Raw genomic sequence first — 23757 nt, 5'->3', positions numbered from 1 at the left:
ATGACGCCTTTTTGCTTTGGGGCCACCTGGCTCTGAAGTCGTCGTGATCTGCCGAGGGGGCAACAAACAGATGCCAAGCGATCTGAAGAACAAGCTCGTCCGCTTCCTTAAGGACGAAAACGGCAACTTTGCCGTCATGACTGCTCTGGTGATGCTACCGTTGTTCACGGGTGCTTCCATCGCCATCAATCTCGCCCGCATCAATCTCGAATCCGCCAAGATGCAGGCCGCGCTCGATGCGGCCGCCTTTTCCGCGGTCAAGTCCTATGGCGAAGGGGAGGATGAAGCCAAAGCGAAAGATCTGGCGAACACCACCTTCTTCGCCAATTTCGGTGTGCCGGAGATCGTCGACGAAATCGGATCGGGGAGTTCGACGCCGGTGGCGACCCAGGCGATCAAGGTTGTTTTCGGCGCTCTTGGCGTCGAAAGCACGGCGACGACCACCTATGCGCTCAAATACGCTCCGCTGTTCTGGGGCCTTCAACCCTATACGATCACTCGCGAAAGTGTCGCCGCGCGCATGCCGGGTAGGGAAGCGTGCATTCTGGCACTGCACCCGACCGCATCCCGGGCGTTCGAAGTGAGCGGCAGTGCCACTGTCGATACGTCGGGCTGTACAATCACGTCGGATTCGAGCGATGCGCAGTCGATCTATCTCAGCGGTTCGGCCACGCTGAAGGCCGAATGTCTTTATGCAACGGGCAAGGTCTCGGCGACGCTTGCCCATCTCGAACTCGCCTGCGGCAAGGCAGTGGAAGATGTTCCGCCAATCCCGGACCCCTTCTGGTCCAAGAAAATGCCGACGACGGGAAGCTGGGTGAACCTATCCGGATGTGGACAGAACTTCGTGGCCGGCGGTGGCGGCAATGGCGACTGCAACGGCACGAGCAAGACGCCGAACAACGCGCCTGCCGGCTATACCGTCGAACTGAAGCCCGGCACCTATGGCGGCTTGGAGATCAAGGGCAAGGTTCTTTTGCGGCCGGGCTCCTACATCATCGATGGAGGCACCTTGAAACTCGCCAGCCAGTCGGTGCTCACGGGTGAGGGCATCACCTTCTTCCTGCTGAACGGTGCCCAACTCGATATTCACGGCGGCGCGACCTTCAACGTCACGCCATTCCTGACGGGTGACTGGGCAGGCTTCTCGATCGTTGCCGCCAGGAACAATACGGCGACGGCGACGATCAACGGCAACAGCGCCTCGTCGCTTGCGGGCATCATCTACATGCCGGCCTCGCGTGAGATCCAGTATGCTGGCAATGGCTCCACTGGCGGCGAATGCGTGCGCATCGTCGCGCAGGAGATCACCATGATCGGCAACAGCAGCTTCAAGCTGGATTGCAAGGCGGCGCTTGCGAACAACACCATCAACAATCCGGGTGCAATTCGCCTGGTCAGATAGTCTGCGTGCGACGTCTGCTACGGCGGTCGGGAGACGCGCGGACAAACGTGACGGTTGGGTCACCACCTCTTAAACCCGGTTGCATGGCAACCGGGTTCTTTCCCATGCGAATGCTCAGAAGCGTATGGAAACGCCGAGGATCGGGCCCTGCTGCACCGTATCGAAGATGAAGCCGTCGTTGTCGTAATCGACGCCGACCGCACGATAGCCGGCGACAGCCGAGATGGTGTCGCTGAAGCGGTAGCCGAGGCCGAGCCCTACATCCCAATCGATATCGGCGCCGCCAGCACCGACGATCCCCCAGCCGGTCAGGTAGATTTCCGGCGTCATGTAGTAGGCTCCCCGCAAGCCCACCATGCCGTCGACCCAGGTTTCGCCGTCTTCACGGCTGACGCCGTCTAGCGGCCCGCCCTGGAAGGAGATGGTGGTATCGACCGACCAGACCTTGGCGCCGCCGACAACGTCAAGGTGCGATTGCTGATCCTCGAACACCGTATAGCCGACGGCGAAGAGGCCGGCGAAGGTTTCGGACTTCACGTCCACCGTGTCGGTGAAGATGCCACGCGCCTTACCGTCGCCGGAAAGCTTGGAATAGATCAAGTCGGAGAAGATGCTGAAGCGGTCCTTGCGGGCTTCAATTATGCCCATGGCCGCAAAATCCAGATTGTCCCAGATGTCGCCGAAGTCAGAGTCGATATGGACGGTGGGAAGACCGAATTGCGCCGTGTCGCCGGAAATGCCTGCGATCCAGAAATAGGGGGCGACGGTAAACTGCCAGCCGCTCTCGGTTTCTTCCACCGGCGCCGTCGGCGCCATCAGCGGCGTGATATCGGCCGCATTGGCCGAAAGGCAGGACACCAAGCTCAAGCAGGCCGTAAGGCCGATACGCGTAGAGATTCTCATGATACGCCTCCCGCAGTGGTGGCGACTCAGACTTGCCACCCTCGATACGCACATCTTTATATAAGTTGCTGCGAAAACAACCGAATTCGGCGGCGAACGGGAACGAATGCGGGCAAAACCGGTGCTGCTGTTGCAAGGGCCACACATTGGCGAACTGCATGTCTCCTTGAATCGACCTCGATTTAAGGACAAAGACATGCAGCAAATCAAAGTGCTACAGCGCCGCGCGTCTGATAAGAAGCGCGGCGCTGTAGGTGATTTCTTGTTGTTGGCGCAATGGGTTGCGCGTCAGTTCGCGTCAGGCGACGGCAGCGCAAGTTTCGATTTCAGCCATTCCAGCACGTAGACCCGTAGCGCCGAGGAAAGGTTGCTATCGGGCGTGCGCTGGTCGTCGATTTCGGCGATGAGTTGCGCGAGCGGCATCGCCCTTGTCTCGGCGATCGCCTTCAGTTCCTGCCAGAACGCGTCTTCGAGCGAGAAGCTGGTGCGGTGGCCGTGCAGGGTCGCGGAGTGCTTACGGATCATTGTCCGGTCTCTGGATCAAAATGACTTTGGGGCGGATCGCCCCGTAAACGGGATCGATTGTAATAAGTTGGAGCGTGCTGCGGCGGAAAGTTGCCGCACGCGGGCTGCGGGATCGATTCAACTGCTTGGCAATTCGATTCGAAAAGCGGTCGCAAGTCCTTGCTCCGGAAGCCTTTTCTTCGGGAAGGGCGGCTCAGTCCTTGCTGTCGCCGCCTTCGTCCTTGGCCGGCCGCTCGATGCGGCCCTGGTCAAGGCGGGTCTCCGCCTTGTCGTTCAGCGCCTTTGTCAGGGATTTTTCAGCCTTGGTGCGGCCGAAGGAGATGCGGTTCTGTTCGGCCTGTTTTTCCTTTTCCGTGCGCTGCTGGCGCTTGCGGAACTGGCGCAGATTGACGACGTCGCCGGTCATGATCCGATGCTCCTTCAGCGCTGCGCGTCCTCAACGCGCAAAGGCCGCTGTAGCACTTCGCGTGGCTGCATGATCCTGGCCGCCCAATCGGCTGCGACTGGAGGCGGCTTGCAGCCGGTGGTGATCAGTTCTTCTTGCGGAAGGAATCGAGCGAAACGACGGAGCCGCCGCCGTTCTTCGGTTCGGTAGGCTTGTCTTCCTTGGCCGTGGCTTCGCCGTTTTCTTCCGGGACCGGATAGGCGGTGATTTCGGCCGATTCCACTTCCTCTTCCTCGCCGGCGGCGACATCGAACTCCAGCTCGAAATTGACCGAGGGGTCGTAGAAGCCGCGGATGGCGTTGAACGGGATCACCAGGCGTTCCGGCGTGTCGGAGAAGGAAAGCCCGATCTCGAAGCCGACGTCAGTGACCTTCAGTTCCCAGAACTGGTGCTGGACGACGATGGTCATCTGCTCGGGATACTTCGCCTTGAGGTGCTGCGAGATGCGCACGCCCGGCGCGCCGGTCAGGAAGGTGATGAAGAAGTGGTGTTCGCCGGGCAGATGGCCTGTCGTGGCGACTTCGGTCAGGACCTTGCGGATGACGCTGCGGAGCGCGTCCTGTGCCAGAATGTCGTAGCGGATGTGGTCCTGGCCCATGAGTGTCCCGTCTTTCCTCGAACTCAATCTTACTGCTTGCTGCCGGCTAGCCGCCGTCACGCTTCATTGCCCATCCACAAGGGACGAGTCAATTATTTGAGCATCTATAGACCATTTCGAGGCGGGGGAGAAGGTGAAGGCTTCTGTTGCCAGGTGCCTTCGGACCCCGCCTTACGGTGCTACCCGGAAGGACTTGATTTGAAGTGTCGCGCCGCGATTAAGCAGCGAGACGTGCTTCAGCATAGTTGTCGTTTGCAACTATAAGTTTAGCCCGATAACGGTGGTACAATGCCGAGCAAAAAGTCGATCTTTACGCCCTTGTCGATCCTATTTCGCCCCCATCAAAAGCCGATCCTCAGGAGATCGGTTTTTGGTGGAGGCGCCGGGTACCGCCCCCGGGTCCAATGGGTTTATTTCATCGCCCGTTTATTGCCATAGCCGCCCGAAGACGGCACCGTTCATATAGGTCTTTCCTGTCTCCAAGAAAAGGGGGATGTGTCGGATATATGACTTTGTCCCGGACTGTGCCGGCCCCGAACCGCCTTGACTTGACCGGCATCCATGAAAAACTCCCGCTGCTGCATGCGGCAGGCATTGTCCGGCCGCAGTTTCGAGAAACAAAGCAACCTGGAGGCTTCATGACGGACTACCTCGCAGATGTGCAGAAATACGACAGCGGCGCCGACGAGGCGATCGTGAACAAGATCGTGCGTCACCTTGGGATTGCGCTTCGCAACAAGGATTCTTCGCTCGTGTCGGCGACCGATCCGAAGGAGCTCGAGCGGGTCAAGGAGAAATGGTGCGAGAAGAAGCTCGGCATCAGCGGCGGCGATGCGGATACGGCGATCGCCGCCACGGTCAAGGAGATGTCCGCCGATCGCTCCAAGTCGCGCGTTACCTTCTATTACCTGGTGGCGAAAAACCTCGGGAAGCTGCAAGCGCTGTAGATCACGATGGTTTTGGGTCGATCGACCCAAAACCATAAACGTGATCGCCTCTCATAGTTAGAGCGGGATGAGGAAAAGCGCGTGCACTTTTCCTCATCCCGCTCTAAGGCAGCCGAATTATCCGGGATAATCGCCCGGAGGTCATTGGTTCGCCGCCGGCTTCGTCCTAAATTCAGGGCAATACGAATCGGCGGCGCCAGACCATGCAGCAATATCTCGACCTCCTCGACCATGTGATGACCAACGGAACCGACCGGGGCGACCGGACGGGTACGGGCACGCGCTCGGTCTTCGGCCACCAGATGCGCTTCGACCTCGCCGAAGGTTTCCCGGTGCTGACGACAAAGAAGCTGCATCTGCGCTCGATCATCCATGAACTGCTCTGGTTCCTGAAGGGCGATACCAACGTTCGCTACCTCAAGGAAAACGGCGTCACCATCTGGGACGAATGGGCCGACGAAAACGGCGATCTCGGCCCGGTCTACGGTTATCAGTGGCGCTCCTGGCCCGCGCCGGATGGGCGTCACATCGACCAGATCGAAGGCCTCGTCGAGAGCCTCAAGACCAACCCGAACTCGCGCCGCCACATCGTTTCGGCCTGGAACCCGGCACTGGTAGACGAGATGGCTCTGCCGCCATGCCACTGCCTGTTCCAGTTCTACGTGGCTGACGGCAAGCTCTCCTGTCAGCTCTACCAGCGTTCCGCCGACATCTTCCTCGGCGTGCCGTTCAACATCGCGTCCTACGCGCTTTTGACGATGATGGTGGCGCAGGTGACCGGCCTGAAGCTCGGCGATTTCGTGCACACGCTCGGCGATGCGCATATCTACCACAACCATTTCGAACAGGCCCGGCTGCAGCTGACCCGCACGCCGAAGGCGTTGCCGCGGATGGAAATCAATCCTGACGTGAAGGACCTGTTTTCTTTCTGCTTCGAAGACTTTACGCTCGTCGGCTACGAAGCTGATTCAACGATCAAGGCGCCGATCGCGGTCTAAGGCACCTGGGCGGGGCGGACCCGCCTGCGCGCCAGCGACGACCCGGCGTGTGCGGGTGGGCCTCGCTGCCATGCATGACAATACGGGCGTGGCCATGGAGCCGATTGGCGAGGGCTGCAGCGGAGAGTGGCCGGGGAGGGCTGGCCCTCAAGGGAGGTATGATGCTCACACTGATCCATGCGCCCCTGTCGCGGTCGTCGCGCATCGTCTGGCTGCTTGAGGAACTGGGTGCCGAATACGAGATCCGCTACGTCTCGATCCGCCGCTGGGATGGCTCCGGCGCGCCGGACGATAACAATCCGCATCCGCACAAGCAGGTGCCGGCGCTCATTCACAACGGCGCAGTGATCTGGGAATCGGCGGCGGTCGTGCAATATCTGACCGACCTCCATCCCGATTGCAGCCTCGGTCGGCCGCCCGGTCACAAGGAGCGCGGCGCCTATCTCTCCTGGCTCGCCTATTATGCCGGGGTGATCGAGCCGACGGCGCTCGCCCATATCTCCGGTGCGACCATCAACAATCCGGCGCAGGCGCGGCTCTACAACGAAATGTGCGCTCATGTGATCGACGTGCTCACCCGCCGGACCTATCTGCTCGGCGAAACGATGAGTGCGGCCGACCTGCTGCTCGCAAGCGCGCTGCAATGGATGCGCAAGATCCTGCCGGAAAGCACGGTGGTCGACCGCTACATCCGCGTGGTGACGGACCGGGCGGCCTACGACCGGGCAAGGGAAATCGACAGCAAACCGAACGGGTTCCATGACTGAAACGAAGAGCATCCATCCGAAGATATCGATCGTCGTCGCCGTTGCCGCCAACGGCGTCATCGGGCGAGACGGCGATCTGCCCTGGCGGCTTTCGACTGACCTCAAGCGCTTCAAGGCGCTGACGATCGGCAAGCCGGTGATCATGGGGCGCAAGACCTGGGCTTCGCTGAACCGTCCGCTGCCTGGCCGAGCCAATATCGTCATCACCCGCAACACGGATTTTGTCGCCGAAGGCGCTGATGTCGTGCCATCGCTCGATGCCGCGATCGCGGTCGCGAACCGCGAGGCTCAGGCGGCGGGCGTCGATGAGATCTGCGTTATCGGCGGCGGCGAGATCTATCGCCAGTCGATCGGCATGGCGGATATCCTGCACGTGACCGAGGTCCAGGCCGAGGTCGATGGTGACACGCGCTTTCCTGATATCGACGCGCAAGTGTTCGAGAAGGTGTTCGAAGAAGACCTGCCGCAGGGCGAAAAGGACAGTCACGCCATGCATTTCGTTACCTGGAAGCGGCGTGCGACAGCCTGACGCGCCGGATCGTCAACTATTTTGAACCATTTACGGTGAACTCGGGCCTATCGCGTTGAAAGCGGTGCGGGTGATACCTATAACGGTTTCACATCGTAAACGACCGCGCGGTGGCGCGGCCGTTGGGCGTGGGAAGTGTCAATAGAGAGGTTTTGATGCCCTGGAGCAATCAGAATGGCGGCGGCGGCCCATGGGGCGGCGGCGGCGGCGGCAATCAGGGCCCATGGGGCCAGGGGCCCAATCGGCCGCGCGGCGGCAAGGGTGGCCCGCCGGATCTGGAAGAGATCATTCGCCGTGGTCAGGACCAGCTTAAGAATGTCGTTCCCGGCGGTTTCAACGGCGGTGTCTTCGCCATCGTCGGCCTGCTGATCGTCGGCTTCATCCTGATCAATTCGATCTACACGGTGCAGCCAGACGAGCGCGGCGTCGAAATGCGCTTCGGCAAGCCGAAGGAAGAAATTTCGATGCCGGGCCTGCACTATCACTTCTGGCCGCTCGAAACCGTCGAGATCGTCAAGGTGACGGAGCAGCAGCAAAACATTGGCGGGCGCACTGGTGGTCAGTCCAATTCGGGCCTGATGCTCTCCGGCGACCAGAACATCGTCAACGTGCAGTTCTCGGTGCTCTACTCAGTCACCGACCCGAAGGCCTATCTGTTCAACGTCGAGAACCCGGCCGACACGCTGCAGCGGGTCGCAGAAAGCGCCATGCGCGAAGTCGTCGGCCGCCGTCCGGCCCAGGACATCTTCCGCGACAACCGTCAGGCAATCGCCGCCGACGTGAAGAGCACGATCCAGGCGACGATGGACACCTATGGTGCCGGCGTCTCCGTCAACACCGTCGCGATCGAGGATGCGGCGCCGCCGCGCGAAGTGGCCGACGCCTTCGACGAAGTGCAGCGTGCCGAACAGGACGAAGACCGCTTCGTCGAAGAAGCCAACCAGTACGCCAACCAGGTGCTCGGCAAGGCCCGCGGTCAGGGCGCGCAGATCCGTGAAGAGGCGGCCGCCTACAAGGACCGCGTCGTCAAGGAATCACAGGGTGAGGCGCAACGCTTCATCTCCGTCTATGACGAATATTCCAAGGCGCCCGAAGTCACCCGCAAACGTCTCTATCTCGAAACGATGCAGGGCGTTCTCGGCAAGTCGAAGAAGGTCATCATCGACGAGAAGAACGGGCAGGGCGTTCTGCCCTATCTGCCGCTGAATGAAATTGGCCGGCCTGCCCAGTCGGGTGCAGCAGCAGCAGCGGGAGCAGCACAGTGATCAACAATCGTACCTCAGTCATCCTGATCCTGCTCGCCGTCGTCTTCGTCGGTCTCTATTCGTCGATCTTCGTGGTCAACGAACGCCAGCAGGCGATCGTCGTGCGCTTCGGTCAGATCCAGGACGTCAAGGCCGAGCCGGGCCTCTACTTCAAGCTGCCCTTCGCCTTCATGGATGCCGACCGCGTGCAATATGTCGAAGACCAGGCTCTGCGCTTCGACCTCGACAACATCCGCGTCCAGGTCTCGGGCGGCAAGTTCTATGAAGTCGATGCCTTCGTCGTCTACAAGATCGCCGATCCCCGCCGCTTCCGCGAAACCGTTTCGGGCGACCGCGATTCGGCCGAGGCACGCCTGCGTACCCGTCTCGACGCATCGCTGCGCCGCGTCTACGGTCTGCGTGGCTTCGAAGCGGCACTGTCGGACGAGCGTGCATCGATGATGCGCGAAGTTCGCGCCGACCTCAAAACCGATGCCGAATCGCTCGGCCTCAACATCGAGGACGTTCGCATCCGTCGCACCGACCTGACGCAGGAAGTCTCGCAGCAGACCTTCGACCGCATGAAGGCCGAGCGCCTGGCCGAAGCCGAACTGATCCGCGCCCGCGGTAACGAAGCCGGCCAGCGTCGTCGCGCCATCGCCGACCGTCAGGTCGTCGAGATCGTCGCCGAGGCGCAGCGCGATTCGGAAATTCTGCGCGGTGAGGGCGAAGCCGAACGGACGAGGACCTTTGCCGACGCCTTTGCGCGCGATCCGAAGTTCTTCGAATTCTACCGCTCGATGGCGGCCTATACCCAGTCGATCGGTAGCCCGGACACGACGCTTGTGCTTTCGCCGCATTCGGAATTCTTCCGTTACTTCAACGACTCCGAAGGCACTGCACCGGCTGCCGCGGCGCCGCCAGCAACCACCGGGAACTAAGCGGGCGATGTCAGATTTCCTGACGGGAATCGCTTTCTTCCTGATCATCGAGGGGCTGGTGTACGCACTGGCCCCTTTGGTTTTGGTGGAAATGGCGAAGCGTTTGCCGTATGTCCCCGAACATCAGCTTCGACTGGCGGGGCTCTTTTCCGTGGCTGCCGGGGTCGGACTTGTATGGTTGCTTCGAGGATAATGCGAAATGCCACATAAACTGCTGATCCGGCTGGTCGATGCCGAATACGCGATCACCCGCCTCACTATCGGCTCCAGCATACCGGAATGGTTGCCGGGGCCGGGCTTCTGGACGGTGTCGAGCTCCCGCGAGGAGATGACGCTGGTCTGCCGAGCCGCCCGCGTGCCTTCCAGCGTCCAGAGCTCGCTCGGCTGGCGCTGCTTCCGCGTCGAACAGCACTTTGCCTTTGACGTTCCCGGCGTGCTCTCGTCCGTGCTCAGGCCGCTTTCGGCCGCCGGCGTCGGCGTCTTCGCCAATTCGACCTTCAGCACCGACTATGTCTTCGTCGCCGGTTCCGATCTCGACAAGGCGGTGCAGGCCCTGAAAGACCACGGGCACGACCTGACGACCTGACACGTCGCGCCTCCTTCCAAGAAGACGCAGCCGGTACCCTCCAGCCTTTCGCAGTCCTCTGCGCGGGGATCAGGAAATCGTGTGTGGACGCTTCCGAATTCCGCCTTATCTTCAGGTGAAATCGAAAGTCGCGCGGTTTGCGGATTGCGTCGACGGTTCCTACCGCATAGGCGCTCTTGCCGGTTCCGGTCGACGCAGAATTGTGCGAAGAATCAAAGTGCTATGGCGCTCGGCGCCGTAGGCAGGAGAGGTGGCGGCCAAGAGAAGCGGTCGACCATCGAACAGCCAGAGGAGCTTAAGCGACTTGTCCACGCGAACGAAATTCCGAGCTCACTCGCTTGGCGCCACCTTGGGCGTTCTGGCGCTGACAAGCGCGCTTGCCTTCAGCAGCACGGCGCTCGCCCAGAACACGGCCATTCGCCCGCCGACCAACGGTCCCGCTTCCGTTGCCGATCTCGCCGCCGGGCTGCTGGACGCGGTCGTCAACATCGCGACCTCGCAAAAGGTCAAGAACGATGACGATGCGCCGGCACCGCAGGTGCCGGAGGGCTCGCCCTACCAGCCCTATTTCGACGAGTTCTTCAAAGGGCAGGGTGGCCAGGGCGGCAACCGTCAGCGCACCGTTGATTCGCTCGGCTCCGGCTTCGTCATCGACCCCACCGGCTTCATCGTTACCAACAACCACGTGATCGAAGGCGCCGACGATATCGAGATCAACTTTGCCAATGGCAGCAAGCTCAAGGCCAAGCTCGTCGGCAAGGACACCAAGACCGATCTCGCGGTCTTGAAGGTGGAGCCGAAGACGCCGCTGAAGGCGGTGCCTTTCGGCGATTCCCGCAAGATGCGCATCGGTGACTGGGTGATGGCGATCGGCAATCCGTTCGGCCTCGGCGGCTCGGTTTCCGTCGGCATCATCTCGGCGCGCGGCCGCAACATCAATGCCGGTCCCTACGACAACTTCATCCAGACGGACGCGGCGATCAACCGCGGCAACTCCGGCGGGCCGCTCTTCAACATGGCCGGCGAAGTGATCGGCATCAACACCGCGATCATCTCGCCGTCGGGTGGCTCGATCGGCATCGGCTTCTCGGTACCGACGGAGCTTGCCGCCAACGTCGTGCTGCAGCTCAAGGATTTCGGCGAGACCCGGCGCGGCTGGCTCGGCGTCCGTATCCAGCCGGTGACCGACGATATCGCCGAGAGCCTGAAGATGGCGACGCCGCATGGCGCGCTCGTCTCCGGCATCATCGAGGGCGGGCCGATTGCCCATGGCGAGATCAAGGCCGGCGACGTCATCGTCAAGTTCGACGGCCGTGACGTCACGGAGATGCGCGATCTGCCGCGTGCCGTTGCCGAAAGCCCTGTCGGCAAGGCGGTCGACGTGGTGGTCGTCCGTGACGGCAAGGAGCAGACGGTCAAGGTGACGCTCGGTCGCCTCGAAGATGGCGATGAGGTCGCTGCCGCGCCGGCGGCGACAACCAACGACGAGACGCAAAAGCCGGACAAGCCCGAAGCAGCCCCGCTGCCCGCGACCGATGTCGTGCTCGGCATGAAGCTTGCGACGCTGAACGAGGAGATGCGGAAGAAATACGGCATTGCCGAAGACGTGGACGGCGTTGTCATCACCGAGGTCTCGCCGAATTCGGCGGCGGCGGAACGCCGTGTCGAGCCAGGCGACGTGATCGTCGAGGTCGGCCAGGAGGCGATGGATACGCCCGGCGACGTTGCCGATCGCGTCGAGGAGCTGAAATCGAACGGCCGCCGCAACGCGCTCCTGATGCTCTCCAGCAAGACCGGCGAACTGCGCTTCGTCACGGTGCGGGTGGAGTAGGTGGCGCACCGCGCCTTTCATGATCTTGCAGTTGCGGCATCGGATCGGTGCCGCGACGTTGCCTTTGTCTGAAGCCGATTGCCTGAGTCTTTTCAAGGGTATCGGCTTCCGGGCTGGCAAGCTGAATCCGCTTCTTCAGGATTTGATTCAACAGAGTGGTCCCTCGCCGTCGGGCAGGACATGCCCCTCATCCCGTTGCCGCGACCTTCTCCCCGCAGGCGGGGAGAAGGGGTGTGTCGCACCGGCTCGCAGTATAGCGACCATCCCATTTTTCGTTCCCGTGCCGAGCCTCCGTGACTTCTCGGACTGTGCCGCAAGCCGAGTGCGCGCGGAGGAGAGGGGCAGATCGCGAAATGGGCGGTTAGCGGAGAGCCAAGCATGGTCGTCAGCAGTCGTCCTTTGCCGCAGCCCGTGCGGGATGCGGGGACTTCCTGCGGGCCGGCTGGAAGGTCATCAGCCGCAGGGCTTCGAACAGGATGTCGATGATCGCGAGCATGACCGCACCTCCTTTCTGACCTTTATTTCACCGCACTTGCCCCTGTCCCTCAAACGAGTTTACTGTCGGCTTCGGATAACTTGAGGTTATGCATGAAGCGCGGACGATTGCCCCTGACGGCGCTGCGGAGTTTCGAGGCGGCGGGACGGCTGGAGAGCTTCACGCTGGCCGCCGCCGAGCTTTTCGTTTCGCAGGCGGCGATCAGCCGTCAGGTGCGCGAGCTCGAGGATCTGATCGGCCGACCGCTGTTTGAGCGTCATCATCGCAGCGTCCGGCTGACGGCCGATGGCCGCGTGCTGCTTGGCGTGCTGACGTCGGCATTCGACATGGTCGGAGAGAGCCTCGATATGCTTTCGGGGCGGCGGCTCTCGCACACGCTGAAGGTCAGCGCCGAGCCTTCCTTTGCCGGGTGCTGGCTGGTGCCGCATCTGCAGGAGTTTCAGGAGGCGCACCCGGAGATCGACCTGGTGATCGATGCGGAATCCCGGCTCGCCGAGTTTCGCAGCGGCGACGCCGACATCGCCATCCGCCACAGCTTGACCGCCGTTTCATGGCCGCGGGTGGAGGCGCGACCGCTCGCGAAAGTCGAGATGATCCCGGTGATCGCGCCGGCGCTCGCCGGCGCCGGGCAGCCGCTCGATCGCCCCGACGACCTGCTGCAGCACGCGCTTCTGCATGAGGACAACCGGCTTCTCTGGGAACAATGGTTCACGACCGCCGGTGCCGCGCCGGTGAAGCTCGAGCGCGGCGCCATCTTTGCCGATGGTTCGATGGTGCTGCAGGCGACGCTCCGTGGCAGCGGCGCAGGGCTGATCGACCGCGACCATGCGCGCGATGATGTGATCGCCGGGCGGTTGATCCAGCCTTTCGAGGAATCTGTGCCCTATGGCGCGTTCTTTCTCGTGGCGCGGCGCTTCGATGCACTGTCGGATGCGGCGAAGGCGTTTGTTGAATGGATCGAGCGGAGCTACCCGGGCGCCGGGCGGGAGAGGTGAGGCGCGCCAAGAGTCAAGAGTGTTGTGATCGGCCCCTCTCTGTCCGGCAGGATAGTGAGGGGCAATCCTGTCGAAAGAAGGCCTGGCTACTTCGCGTTCCGCTTCCGCCACTCGGCGGCGCTGATGGCGTAGAGCACGTGGCGCACGAGTGCCGGCTGGTCGGCGGGGACGCGGGGGTGGTCGAAGTCGCGGGAGGCGTCGCGGTGCATGCCGAGCCGTTGCATGACCGCCGTCGAGCGGCTGTTGGCGGCGATCGCGAAGGAGACGACCTCGTCGAGCCCCTTTTCCTCGAAGGCGTAGCGCAGGAGCTCGGAGGCGGCTTCCGTGACAAAGCCCTTGCCCCAATAGGACGGCGCCAGTCGCCAGCCGATCTCGACCGTTCCCTTGGGCAGGTGCGGCTCCAGGTCGGTCAAGGCGAGGCCGCAGAAGCCGAGCGGCCGGTCGTCGGCCTTCAGCGCTATCGCGAAGAAGCCCAGACCGGTCTCGGCGATGCCGCGACCGACACGATCGAAGAGCGCGTCGGCTTCCGCTCGGTTGCGGCGGAAGGGGAAGAATTCCATGACCTTGGGGTCGCTGTTGATGGCGAAGAAGAGATCGCGGTCGCTTTCCTTCCAGGCCCGAATGCGCAGCCGCTCGGTCTCGGTGATGATCATCCGACGAAATCCGTCTTGCGATAGCCCTGGAGATAGAGAAGGGCGGTCAGGTCGCCGTGGTCGATGCGCACCTTGGCCTGTTCGGCGACCACGGGCTTGGCATGCAGCGCCACGCCGGTGCCGGCAAGCTGGATCATACCGAGATCGTTGGCACCATCGCCGACGGCAAGCGCTTCGTCCGTCGAGATGCCGAGGCGGCCGGCGATGTCGATGAGGGCATCGACCTTGGCCTGCTTGCCGAGGATGGGGGAGGCGACCTCGCCGGTCAGCACGCCATCTTCGGCGATCAGCGTGTTGGCGCGGTTCTCGTCGAAGCCGAGCATCTCGGCGATCGGTCCGGTGAAGACGGTGAAGCCGCCGGAGACGAGCGCGGTGTAATGCCCCTTGCTCTTCATCGTCGCGATCAGGGTGCGTCCACCCGGCGTCAGAGTGATGCGTTTGGCGATCACCTCGTCGACGACGCTGAGTGGCAGGCCCTTCAAAAGCGCGACGCGCTCGATCAGCGCCGGCTCGAAGGCGATCTCGCCGTTCATGGCGCGGGCGGTGATGGCCGCCACCTTGTCCTTGAGGCCGACTTCGGCGGCCAGTTCGTCGATACATTCCTGGCCGATCATTGTCGAATCCATGTCGGCGATCAAAAGCCGCTTGCGGCGGCTCTCGGCGTCCTGCACGGCGACATCGATCGGCGCGCCGCCGATTGCATCGCGCAGCAGGGTTTCGGCCGCATCCGGGTCGGCGCCGTCGGCGAGCGCGATATCGCAGGCGACGCCATCGGCCAGCCAATAGAGGCCGGACGCCTTGACGGCATCGGCGGCGGTTTCCGCGAGTGCTGGCGTCAGAACAGGATTTGACGGATTGGCGATAAGCGTGGCAACGAGAGCCATGGACAATAACCTTGAAACCGAGAGCGACGCGATCCTGATAACCGGGCCGACCGCCAGCGGCAAGTCTGCGCTTGCGGTCGAACTGGCGCGCCGGCACGGCGGCGTGGTCGTCAATGCCGACAGCATGCAGGTCTATGACACGCTGCGATTGCTGACGGCGCGGCCCGACGAAGCGGATATGGGCGGCGTGGAGCACTGTCTCTATGGCCATGTGCCGGCCGCCGCAGCCTATTCCACCGGCGCCTGGGTGCGTGAGGCGCAGGCGCTGGTCGCGCGGCTCAAGCAGGAGGTGCGGATGCCGGTCTTCGTCGGCGGCACCGGGCTCTATTTCAAGGCGCTGACCGGCGGTCTCTCAGACATGCCCGAAATCCCGGCCGCGATCCGCGAGCGGCTGCGCGAACGGCTGAAGGCGGAAGGGCCCGAAGCCCTGCATCGCGTGCTCGAGGCCAAGGACCCGGAGACGGCGGCGACCTTGAACGTCGGCGACGGCCAGCGGATCGTCCGGGCGCTCGAAGTGGTGGAGGCGACCGGCAAGCCGATCCGCTTCTTCCAAAAGCAGAGCGGCCCGATGATCGTCGATCCGGACCGGGCGGAGAAATACGTGGTGCTGCCGGAGCGCAAGCTCCTGCACGACCGCATCAATCGCCGTTTCGAGTTGATGCTTTCGGGCGGCGCGATCGACGAAGTGCGGACGCTGCTTTCGCTCGACCTGCCGCCGGAAATGCCCCTCATGAAGGCGATCGGCGTCAGCCAGATTGCGGCACTCTTGAGGGGCGAACTCGACGAGGCCGAGGTGATTGAGATGGGTGCTGCGGCAACGCGGCAATATGCCAAGCGCCAGATGACCTGGTTCCGCAATCAGCTCGACGAGAGCTGGCGGCGGATCGAGCGCGCCGAGGCCGTGTTGTCGAGCGGAGGGGCCAACTCCCGACCATGAAAAACGAGCAGAAATCACTTCCCGACAGCGCGGAAATCCGCCTTTCTCCCGATGAAGCCCTCGTATTTTTCGACCTTCTTTCCCGTTGGTGCGAGGAGAATGATGCTCCCACGCCGGCCGCGGAGTGCTTCGAAAGCACCGCTGAATGCGCTGGGCTGCACGGGTTGCTTGCGGATCTGGAAAAGCAACTGGTCGCACCTTTTCGGGCAGACTACGCCGACGTCGTCAAAGAGGCCCGTCTCCGGCTTGAGGCATCGTGGGACTATGCCGATTTGAGGGGCTGACACGTCAGTCTCGCTCGGCAGAGTTGCGCTCAGGCCGCCAAATTCAGCTGCCAGGAAACGCCGAAGCGGTCGTTGACCCAACTGAAGCGCTGGCTGAAACCGTAATTGTCGAGCGGCATCAGCACCGCGCCGTCCTCGGCCAGCATGGTCGCGAGCGTGATGATCTCGTCCTCGCTCTGGCATTCGACGAAGAAGGAGAAGGAGGGGGTAAAATCGAAGGCGTGTTTGACCGGGCTGTCGATGCACTTGACCCTCTGTGCGCCGAGCCGGAACAGCGCGACCTTGATGCTGCCTTCAGGACCCTGCTCGCCCGGGCCATAGTGCTCGATCTCCAGCACCTCGGCATTCGGGAACAGCGAGATGTAGAAGGCCATGGCTGCCTCCGCGACGCCATCCTGGAACATCAAGAAAGGGGTTACGCTTGCGACCATGGCGGCCTCCTGACTTCGTTTTCGTTGAGTGCTTGTAGATCCGCTGTCTGTTCGCGCTACAGGATTGCGCAGACCAACGACGGGGCGCTGCAAAGGTTCCGTGGCATTCCAGAAGCCTTGCGACCGCACCTTTGGATGAGCGCCCGGATCACGAGACAATTATGATCCGTATTCTATCGGAGGCCCAATTTCCCTGGCAAGGCCAGGGGTCGCGCAAGGAGCGACGGGAATTTGCGCTAGGTCTTGCGGATGATGCTGCCGAGCGGCCGCTTCAGCAGGCTTTCCCGGAGCGACCCTTCGCGCGGTCGATCGCCCGCGGTGGGCGGCGAATCGTGTGCTGTGGGCGGCGGCGCCGCGAAGCGAGGCGCGGGCTGCTCGGCCGCGGGCTTTTCGTTCAGAAGCTGTTGGCGGATCTGGTTGAAGCGCTCCAGCTCGGGATTGGGGGAAATGGTGCTGCGTGGAAGCATGTCCGGGCGGTAGGGCTCGGCAGAGAGGGCCTCGTCGGCGAAGCCATGCTCCGCCTCGCTTGCGGATGTGGCGCCGAGTTCGCTGTCCCAGCGCTGCTCTTCGCTGCCGGTCGTTGCCGCAATGTAGCTCTGCTGGAAGCCGGAAATATCCGGCCCGTTGATCGCCCGCATGCGGCTGACGATCGAGCGCAGGTCGACGGTCGGCGGTGCGTCTTCGTCGATCCGGTCGACGATGCCGTGGGCGCGCGGCAGGCGCTCTTCGGCTATCCGGTTGAAACGCATGCGCATCGGCACCGCGACGGCCTCGCCGAAGGCGATCGCTTCGCCGTTGCCGATCGAGGAGATGAAGCTGGTGGTCGAGGTCGAGGAGTTCGGGATGGCCGAACGAATGATCTCCTGGTCGCGGTCGTTGGCAAGCCGCATGGCAAAGACCGTCGAGCACTGGGAAAGGATCGTCGGGTCGAGCTCGCCGGGGCGCTGGGTGATGACGCCGAGCGAGACGCCGTATTTGCGGCCCTCCTTGGCGATGCGGGCAATCGCCTGGCGGGTCGGCAGGAACCCGAGCGAGGGATCGGCCGGCACGTAGCGGTGCGCCTCTTCGCAGACGACAAGCATGTGAATGCCGCCATTGCTCCACAGGCCGATTTCGAAGGCCATGCGGCAGAGCACCGAAGCGACGGAATTGACGACTTCCGAGGGAATGCCGGCAAGTTCGAAGGTGGCGATCGGCTTTCCATCGCCGGGAATGCGGAAGATCTTGGCGATCGTGTCCTGGATCGTGTCGGTGATGGTGTTCGAGGAGAACATGAAATGGTAGCGCGGATCGTTGATCGCCGAGACGATCTTGACCTTCAGCGAGCGCAGATGCGGCTTGTCGTTGCGCCCCTCAAGCCGGCCGATGCGTTCGTCGATCAGCGCCAAGAGGTCTGCAATCCGGTAGGGCACCGGCGTATCCGCGGTGATCGAGCTTTTCTCCGTCTGGCGCCGCATGAGGCCGGATTCGCCGCCCCGGAAAGCCTTCTTCGCTTCGGGAATGATGTCGCGCAGCATGTCGAGTTCGTCCGGCGGTGCCGGGCGGCCGCGGAAGATCACCTCGGCGAATTCCTCGAGGCGGAAGAACCAGAAGGGCAGGTCGAGCGTGTCTGTGTCGATGACGACCGCAAGCTCCGGGAAGGCGGCGGCAAACTCGTTGTGCGGGTCGAGGATCAGCACGCGCAGCTTCGGATCCGAGGCGATCGCCTTGTTGAGCAGCAGCGTGACTGCGGTCGATTTGCCGACACCGGTCGTGCCGACGATGGCGAAGTGCTTGGCGAGCATCGAGGGAACGTGGATGGTCGCGTCGAGGCTCTCGTCCTGAGTGAGCTTGCCGATGATGCAGCTGTCGCTGCGGCCGGAATCGTAGATGCGTGCAAGGTCGGCCGCGCGAATGCGGTGCACGATGGCGCCGAGATAGGGATATTGGCTGATGCCGGCGGAAAACGTCTCGCGCCCATCGGCCCCCTTGTGGACCTCGCCCATCAGTTCGACTTCGATGCGGAAGGTGTTGTTGGCTTCCTCGCCCCATTCGGCCGAGGCGGTCTGCATGGAATAGACCAGCGCCACGACGCGGTTTCTGCCGACGGAGATCGAGATCAGTCGCCCGACCGACCAGAGTTCGGTCAGCGACGTTTCGCCGTTTTCGGCGACGGCAGCGATCGTGGCGCGCGCGCCGCTGCACGCGACGACACGCCCCAGGAACCGGTTGCCGGGCTTCAGGCCGTCACGGCGATCCTGCTCTCCCGCGCGGATTGAGGAATGAAGATCATTGTTCAGCAACGCAAAAACCCCGGCATCACGGTCGCTCATGTTAGCCGGGGGGATTTAACAAGTGGTTTCGCGGATTTTGCGCGACGCTCAGCCCAGGATGTGGCGCAGGACGCCGGCCGAAGCGACGCCGATCAGCACGGTCGGCAGCGCCTGCTCGGCGATCTCGTGGCGCGGCTGGTCGACGATAGGGCGGTTGCGCGTACGACTTGATAAAAGTCAATGCGCCTTTGCCTGAAGCGGAATAATCCTATGCCCTGACCAACAGCATCCAGCCGGAGATGGCATCCGGTTAGGCTTGCCGGTTGGCGGGGGGAGGCGGCCATGGGCAGTGCATTTGATTACGTGCGCCGGACACCCATTCTCTGGCTTCTCGTTTTCGTCCCCCTGGCGATCGCGGGCGAGCACATCTGGCCGGGGGCACACACATTGCTCTTCCTCCTTTCGGTGGCTGCCATCGTACCGCTTGCGGCCCTGCTCAGCCAGGCGACGGAGTCCGTCGCGGCACGAACCGGCGATACGATCGGCGCGCTCCTCAACGCGACGCTCGGCAACCTGACGGAACTCGTCATCGCGCTGATGGCGCTCGCCGCCGGTCAGTACCTGCTGGTCAAGGCCTCGATCGCCGGCGCCATCGTCACCAATACGCTCTTCATGCTCGGAGGCTCGTTCCTCTTCGGCGGACTGCGCTATCATCTGCAGGAGTTCAACCGGGTGAATGCGCGCTTCCTGGCGAGCCTTCTGTTCATGGCGACGGTCGCGGTTCTCGTGCCGTCGCTCATCGGCGCAGCCGATGGACAGCCGCAGACGCCCTTCACCCAGCAATTGAGCGCCGGCCTGTCTGTTGTCCTGATCGTCGTCTACGGGCTCTGGATGCTGTTTTCGCTCAGGACCCATCGCGAGCTTTTCATCTCCGCCGGCTCCGGGCATGGCGGAGAGGAGGCGCATTGGCCGCTGGCGACCGGTATCGGCGTGCTTCTGGCGGTGACCGTGCTGGTGGCGCTCGTCAGCGAGGTTTTCGTCGGCTCGGTGCAGGTGGCGGCGGAAGAGCTTGGCATGACGCCGGCCTTCGTCGGCTTCGTCGTCGTGGCGCTGGTCGGGGCCGCCGCCGAGATGGCGACCGCCTTTTCCGCCGCGCGCAAGGACCGGCTCGACCTGAGCGTCGGCATCGCGCTCGGCAGCGCGGTGCAGATCGCTCTCTTTGTCGCGCCGCTGCTGGTGCTCTTGAGCTATGTGCTCGGGCCGCAGCCGATGGACCTGCAGTTCTGGCCGGGGGCCATCGTGATGATGCTGGTCGCGACGATGGCGGCGACGCTGCTGTCGAATGCCGGCCGTTCTGCCTGGTACATGGGCGTGCTGGCGCTGACGGTCTACGTGATCTTCGGCATGACCCTGTTCCTGCTGCCACCACAACAGCTGTGAGACGCGGCTTCCGTCTGGTCGACGATATCAAGGGATCTTCGGGCGGGATGGCGGGGATCGAGGTGGCGCGCGGCTGCCGGCTATTTGGGGGAGTTCATGTCGAATACGACCCAGCGGAAGAACAGGTAGATCGCAGCAAAGCTGATGACGAGCGGCATCAACACAGGGAGGTCAAGCATATCATTGCCCTTGGTTTGAAGCTGCATCATGCAGCAATGCGAATCTTCCACGGCAAGTGTTAATGCGGGGTGCACGAGATTTATCAGGCTTGACCTCAACTATAGTTGAGCTCCTACAATTCCATGACGACGCGCGGAGCGTCATTCCCGGTTCTAGCCCGGCCCGGGGAGCCAGACGACAAGCGACATGGAGGACGGCATGACTGAGCAGCTGCTTTTTCGGAACCTGATGAGGATCACCCCCGGCCATCTCGATCCGTTCCGCGAGGCGGTGCTGAGCGCGATCGCCTTCGTTGAAACGCACGCACCGCAGCTGATGGCGCAGACCTTCATCGACGAGAAGGCGATGCAGGCGGTAAGTATCCAGCTCTATCGTAATTCGCAGGACGTGCTCCGACACTGGCAGATGTCCGACGCGCATATCCAGGATGTGTCTGCCCATTGCACGGTGGAGCGGCTCGAGGTCTACGGCAATCCGAGCGAGGCGGTGGCCAAGGGGCTTGCGCCCTTCATCGGTGACGGGCGCGGTTTCATCATGCCGCCGCTCACGGGCTTTTCGCGGTTCTGAAACCAATTCCGGTGTGAAACGGTTCCATGATCGGGCCAGCCGATTGCGTCACGCCGGCAGTCCTGCCTTCAGCAGGCCCTGGCGGAACAGGTCGCGGTGTTCGTCCAGCTCAAGCAGGAGGCCGCGCCGGATGAAGTCTTCCGTCGAGAAGTCCGGGCGCACCTGCAGAAGGCGGGCCTTCGTCTCCTCGGCGGCGGCGCTGCTGCCGGCCTGCGCATGGCAGGCGACAAGGCGCGCGAGCGTGAAGGGGCCGGGATTGGGCAACTCCTTGAGCGCCGCGGCTGCCTCTTCATAGCGGCCGAGGATATAGAGGGCGTTGCCGAGTGCAGCGCTATACCAGGGTGGCGGAAATGGGTTCAACCGGAAGCCTTCGTTGATCCACTCCATTGCTTCATCAAGCTTGCCGCGTCGCGCAAAGAGACCTCCCATCTGCACCAGCGTACTGGCATCATTGGGGTTCAGCAGATAGGCGCGCCGATAGTGCCGTTCGGCCAACTCGAATTCGCGGCGATTGACGTGAATGAGCGCCAGCAGCCGCTGGCAACCGCCTTCGGTCTCGTCGAGCGAGACCGCTTTGCGCGCCATGGCCAGGGCACTGTCGAGAACGTCCTGCGGGGCATTGGCGTAGCCTTGCGCGGCGGTGATCGCGAGTGCCAGATGGGCGTAAGCCAAGGCAAAATGCGGGTCGCGGTCGACGGCCGCTTGGAACATGGCGCATGCCTGCCGGTTGTCTTCCGGCTCGTAGCCGCGAATATGCGCGAGCCCACGCAGGTAGAATTCATAGGCCGCAAGGCTCGTCGGCGGCTTGCGGAGCGCCTGCCGCATGCCGGCGCTCTCGATCTGCCCGACGAGGGTGGAGACGATCGTCCGGGTCACCTCGTCCTGCACCGCGAAAATATCCGTCAGGCTTCGGTCGTAATGCTCCGACCAGAGGTGTGCGCCGCTCGCTGCCTCGACCAGCTGCGCGGTGACGCGGATCCGCTCGCCGGCGCGGCGGACGCTGCCCTCGACGAGGTAGGTGACGCCGAGCCGGCGGCCGATCTCCCTTCTATCGACACTTCGATCGCGGAAGCTGAAGGATGAACTAGCTGATGTGACGGAAAGCGAGCGGAACCGCGCGAGCCCGCCGATGACGTCCTCGCTGACGCCGTCGCTGAAGAAGGTCTGCTCCGTCGCGCCGCCGAGGTTCTCGAATGGCAGGACCGCGATCGACGTATGCGCGCAGGCTTGCGAGGCCGCCGGCCCCATTGTCGGTGCGTCCGTCCAGTGCCAGACGCGGATGGGGCGCGTGATGTTCTTCAGCGCGATCTCGCCGCCGTCGAGGAAGGCCGATCGGTTCTTGGCGCTGAGTTGCCGATGGACGACATCGGCGATGCATATCCCACCGGGGGACGCCGAGGCCTGCAGGCGCGCGGCGACGTTGACGCCGTCGCCAAGGAGATCGTCTCCTTCAATGACGACGTCGGCGAGATTGATGCCGATCCTGACGAGGATGCGGTCGTCGGGAGGCTGCTCCAGCTGATCGGAAGCGAGCGCCTCCTGCAGCGATAGGGCGCAATCCACCGCGTTGACGGCGGAGTCGAAGACGACCAGCGCGCCGTCACCCATCAGCTTGACGATCCGCCCGCTGCAGGCGGCGATGCTGGGAGCAAGGATGGACGTCTGCAGCCGCTTCATAGTGCCAAGCGTGCGAATTTCGTCGGCCTCCGTCAGACGGGAGTAGCCGACAATATCGGTGGCCATGATGACCGCAAGTCGCCGCTCGACGCGCCCGTTTGCCATCCTGCTCTCCGCATGCTGTCTATATTTTAGCGTGTTCTCACTAGGGCCGGAAGATGAAGGCGTTCGCGGTCCAAGCGCGTTTTTCAGATTCGCTCCTTGCGTCTTTTTCGATTTTTCGAATGTCGTTTCGTAAAACCGCTGCGTACTTCTGCGCGATTCACTCTAGCTGCGTCCCATCTGCTGCTGCAGAAATTCAATGAAGCGTTGGGTCTTGGCCGGCAGCAGCCGCGTTTCGGTGATGGCGTGGATTGCGACGGAGGTGCCCTCCCAGGCGGGCAGCACACGCTTCAACCGGCCCTCGGCGAAATCGTCACCGGCGATGCGTTCGGCCAACAAGGCGATGCCCTGACCGTTGACGGCAAGTGCGCTCATCATGCCGACATTGTTGACCGTGAAGCGGCCGCCGACCGAAACCTCGATCTTGTGGTTGCTGCCATCATGCAGCGTCCAGTCCGTTGCCCTCGGCATGGAGATGCAGTCGTGGCGGGCCAGATCTGCCGGATCCTGTGGCTCCCCAGACGCCGCCAGATAGGCAGGGGAAGCGTAGAGATAGCGTGCGTGGCGGCCGAGCAGCCGCGCGATCAGGCGTGAATCCTGCAATTCGCCAGCACGGATCACTACATCGAAGGGCTCCGCCACCAGATCGACGCGCCGCGGCGTCAGGTCGAAGTCGAAGGTAATGCCGGGATAGCGCCGGGCGAATTCCGCGATCAGCGGCGTCATGTAGATGGTTGCGAAATCGACCGGCATGGAGACGCGCAGGAGGCCGCTCGGCTGCTCCAGCATCGCGCCGAGCTGCTCGTGGGCGAGGCGCGCTTCGTCGACGATGCGTTTGCTGCGCTCGAAATAGAGCTGGCCCGCTTCGGTGAGTTCGATCTTTCGCGTCGTGCGGTGAAGCAGCCGCAGCCCGATCGCCTTCTCCAATTCGCTGATCCGCCGCGACAGGGTGGAGTTGGGCATGCCGACGATTTCGGCGGCTTTGCGAAAGCTTCTGGCTTTCGCGACTTCGACGAACAGTGCCATGTCGTTCAAATGGGTCATCTTTGCTCCATCAGTGGAACAGTAAATTCAGTATGGCTATATTTATCCCGGAAACGGAATGGTGGACAAGGACTCCAAGTTAAGGACAAGCCTCGA

The 23757-nt window shown here is 62.8% G+C and carries 27 protein-coding genes and 1 other RNA gene; 16 read left to right on the top strand and 12 right to left on the bottom strand.

The annotated features are described in order from the left end of the window. Positions 1–70 precede the first annotated feature (70 nt). On the top strand, positions 71–1405 hold the full coding sequence (locus BLU35_RS15985; RefSeq protein WP_057253554.1) for a TadE/TadG family type IV pilus assembly protein: 1335 nt from the start codon (positions 71–73) through the stop codon (positions 1403–1405). Between the two features lie 114 nt (positions 1406–1519). Here the strand turns inward: BLU35_RS15985 and BLU35_RS15980 are convergent, their stop codons facing one another. From BLU35_RS15980 to ssrA, 5 genes are all read right to left on the bottom strand, one after another. Next, positions 1520–2308, bottom strand: a complete 789-nt coding sequence (locus tag BLU35_RS15980) for a hypothetical protein (protein ID WP_057253556.1) — start codon at positions 2306–2308, stop codon at positions 1520–1522. A 288-nt stretch (positions 2309–2596) separates the two neighbouring features. Then, positions 2597–2833, bottom strand: coding sequence for a ribbon-helix-helix domain-containing protein (locus tag BLU35_RS15975; protein ID WP_057253558.1), 237 nt, complete (start codon positions 2831–2833; stop codon positions 2597–2599). 193 nt (positions 2834–3026) lie between these two features. Further along, positions 3027–3239, bottom strand: a complete 213-nt coding sequence (locus BLU35_RS15970; RefSeq protein ID WP_057253560.1) for a DUF4169 family protein — start codon at positions 3237–3239, stop codon at positions 3027–3029. 124 nt (positions 3240–3363) lie between these two features. Further along, positions 3364–3876 (bottom strand): SspB family protein, encoded by a 513-nt coding sequence (locus tag BLU35_RS15965; protein WP_057253562.1) that lies wholly within the window; start codon positions 3874–3876, stop codon positions 3364–3366. 132 nt (positions 3877–4008) lie between these two features. Then, positions 4009–4368: a transfer-messenger RNA gene (gene ssrA, locus BLU35_RS15960) on the bottom strand. A 146-nt stretch (positions 4369–4514) separates the two neighbouring features. Here ssrA and BLU35_RS15955 point away from each other — a divergent pair. The 10 genes from BLU35_RS15955 (at position 4515) to BLU35_RS15910 (ending at position 13210) form a co-directional block, all read left to right on the top strand. Continuing rightward, positions 4515–4823, top strand: coding sequence for a DUF2853 family protein (locus BLU35_RS15955; protein WP_057253564.1), 309 nt, complete (start codon positions 4515–4517; stop codon positions 4821–4823). Positions 4824–5026: 203 nt separating this feature from the next. Next, on the top strand, positions 5027–5821 hold the full coding sequence (locus tag BLU35_RS15950; protein ID WP_057253566.1) for a thymidylate synthase: 795 nt from the start codon (positions 5027–5029) through the stop codon (positions 5819–5821). A gap of 161 nt (positions 5822–5982) precedes the next feature. Continuing rightward, entirely contained in the window at positions 5983–6588 is a 606-nt protein-coding gene (locus BLU35_RS15945) for a glutathione S-transferase (RefSeq protein ID WP_057254388.1), read from the top strand. After that, positions 6581–7117, top strand: a complete 537-nt coding sequence (locus BLU35_RS15940) for a dihydrofolate reductase (RefSeq protein WP_057253568.1) — start codon at positions 6581–6583, stop codon at positions 7115–7117. Before BLU35_RS15945 ends, BLU35_RS15940 begins: the two co-directional genes overlap by 8 nt. Before the next feature lie 155 nt (positions 7118–7272). Next, positions 7273–8382 (top strand): FtsH protease activity modulator HflK, encoded by a 1110-nt coding sequence (hflK, locus tag BLU35_RS15935; protein ID WP_093233684.1) that lies wholly within the window; start codon positions 7273–7275, stop codon positions 8380–8382. Continuing rightward, positions 8379–9302: a protease modulator HflC gene (gene hflC / locus BLU35_RS15930; protein ID WP_057253572.1), complete on the top strand. Its 924-nt coding sequence runs from the start codon at positions 8379–8381 to the stop codon at positions 9300–9302. Before hflK ends, hflC begins: the two co-directional genes overlap by 4 nt. A 7-nt stretch (positions 9303–9309) precedes the next feature. After that, entirely contained in the window at positions 9310–9495 is a 186-nt protein-coding gene (locus tag BLU35_RS15925; RefSeq protein WP_057253574.1) for a DUF2065 domain-containing protein, read from the top strand. Positions 9496–9501: 6 nt separating this feature from the next. Continuing rightward, complete coding sequence (locus BLU35_RS15920; protein WP_057253576.1) at positions 9502–9888, top strand: ACT domain-containing protein; 387 nt, start codon at positions 9502–9504, stop codon at positions 9886–9888. A 349-nt stretch (positions 9889–10237) separates the two neighbouring features. After that, entirely contained in the window at positions 10238–11719 is a 1482-nt protein-coding gene (locus BLU35_RS15915; protein ID WP_093233683.1) for a DegQ family serine endoprotease, read from the top strand. 588 nt (positions 11720–12307) lie between these two features. After that, a complete protein-coding gene (locus BLU35_RS15910; RefSeq protein ID WP_093233682.1) occupies positions 12308–13210 on the top strand; it encodes a LysR substrate-binding domain-containing protein in 903 nt (300 codons plus the stop codon). An 86-nt stretch (positions 13211–13296) separates the two neighbouring features. Here BLU35_RS15910 and BLU35_RS15905 read toward each other — a convergent pair whose 3' ends face one another. Both BLU35_RS15905 and serB read right to left on the bottom strand, forming a co-directional pair. Then, on the bottom strand, positions 13297–13863 hold the full coding sequence (locus BLU35_RS15905) for a GNAT family N-acetyltransferase (protein WP_093233681.1): 567 nt from the start codon (positions 13861–13863) through the stop codon (positions 13297–13299). After that, complete coding sequence (serB, locus tag BLU35_RS15900) at positions 13860–14747, bottom strand: phosphoserine phosphatase SerB (protein WP_093233680.1); 888 nt, start codon at positions 14745–14747, stop codon at positions 13860–13862. Before serB ends, BLU35_RS15905 begins: the two co-directional genes overlap by 4 nt. Here serB and miaA point away from each other — a divergent pair. Further along, entirely contained in the window at positions 14746–15684 is a 939-nt protein-coding gene (gene miaA / locus BLU35_RS15895) for a tRNA (adenosine(37)-N6)-dimethylallyltransferase MiaA (RefSeq protein ID WP_093233679.1), read from the top strand. The two genes, serB and miaA, sit on opposite strands and share 2 nt — an antisense overlap. After that, positions 15681–15968: a hypothetical protein gene (locus BLU35_RS15890; protein ID WP_093233678.1), complete on the top strand. Its 288-nt coding sequence runs from the start codon at positions 15681–15683 to the stop codon at positions 15966–15968. The genes miaA and BLU35_RS15890 overlap by 4 nt, the downstream gene beginning before the upstream one ends. A 29-nt stretch (positions 15969–15997) precedes the next feature. On the opposite strand, the gene BLU35_RS15885 is transcribed toward BLU35_RS15890, so the two are convergent. Next, positions 15998–16399, bottom strand: coding sequence for a VOC family protein (locus BLU35_RS15885; protein WP_057253593.1), 402 nt, complete (start codon positions 16397–16399; stop codon positions 15998–16000). A gap of 236 nt (positions 16400–16635) precedes the next feature. Further along, the gene (locus tag BLU35_RS15880) at positions 16636–18711 is read right to left on the bottom strand and encodes an ATP-binding protein (RefSeq protein WP_093233677.1); all 2076 of its coding nucleotides are present in this window, start codon (positions 18709–18711) and stop codon (positions 16636–16638) included. Here BLU35_RS15880 and BLU35_RS35635 point away from each other — a divergent pair. Both BLU35_RS35635 and cax read left to right on the top strand, forming a co-directional pair. Then, positions 18661–18882, top strand: a complete 222-nt coding sequence (locus BLU35_RS35635; protein ID WP_176907268.1) for a hypothetical protein — start codon at positions 18661–18663, stop codon at positions 18880–18882. The genes BLU35_RS15880 and BLU35_RS35635 overlap by 51 nt on opposite strands. 111 nt (positions 18883–18993) lie before the next feature. Further along, complete coding sequence (gene cax, locus BLU35_RS15875; protein WP_093233676.1) at positions 18994–20091, top strand: calcium/proton exchanger; 1098 nt, start codon at positions 18994–18996, stop codon at positions 20089–20091. Positions 20092–20171: 80 nt separating this feature from the next. Here cax and BLU35_RS36145 read toward each other — a convergent pair whose 3' ends face one another. Next, positions 20172–20300 carry a hypothetical protein gene (locus BLU35_RS36145; RefSeq protein ID WP_286161533.1) on the bottom strand — a complete coding sequence of 43 codons (129 nt, stop codon included), beginning with the start codon at positions 20298–20300 and terminating at the stop codon, positions 20172–20174. Positions 20301–20469: 169 nt separating this feature from the next. Here BLU35_RS36145 and BLU35_RS15870 point away from each other — a divergent pair, with 169 nt between their 5' ends. Further along, positions 20470–20838 carry a hypothetical protein gene (locus tag BLU35_RS15870; RefSeq protein WP_093233723.1) on the top strand — a complete coding sequence of 123 codons (369 nt, stop codon included), beginning with the start codon at positions 20470–20472 and terminating at the stop codon, positions 20836–20838. A gap of 48 nt (positions 20839–20886) precedes the next feature. On the opposite strand, the gene BLU35_RS15865 is transcribed toward BLU35_RS15870, so the two are convergent. Next, the gene (locus BLU35_RS15865) at positions 20887–22620 is read right to left on the bottom strand and encodes an adenylate/guanylate cyclase domain-containing protein (RefSeq protein ID WP_093233675.1); all 1734 of its coding nucleotides are present in this window, start codon (positions 22618–22620) and stop codon (positions 20887–20889) included. A gap of 162 nt (positions 22621–22782) precedes the next feature. After that, positions 22783–23661 (bottom strand): LysR family transcriptional regulator, encoded by an 879-nt coding sequence (locus BLU35_RS15860; protein ID WP_093233674.1) that lies wholly within the window; start codon positions 23659–23661, stop codon positions 22783–22785. Positions 23662–23757: the final 96 nt, after the last annotated feature.

Origin of the sequence: Sinorhizobium sp. NFACC03 (genome assembly GCF_900103435.1) — a bacterium.
Classification (GTDB): domain Bacteria; phylum Pseudomonadota; class Alphaproteobacteria; order Rhizobiales; family Rhizobiaceae; genus Ensifer.
This window is presented reverse-complemented; position numbering and strand designations above follow the sequence as displayed.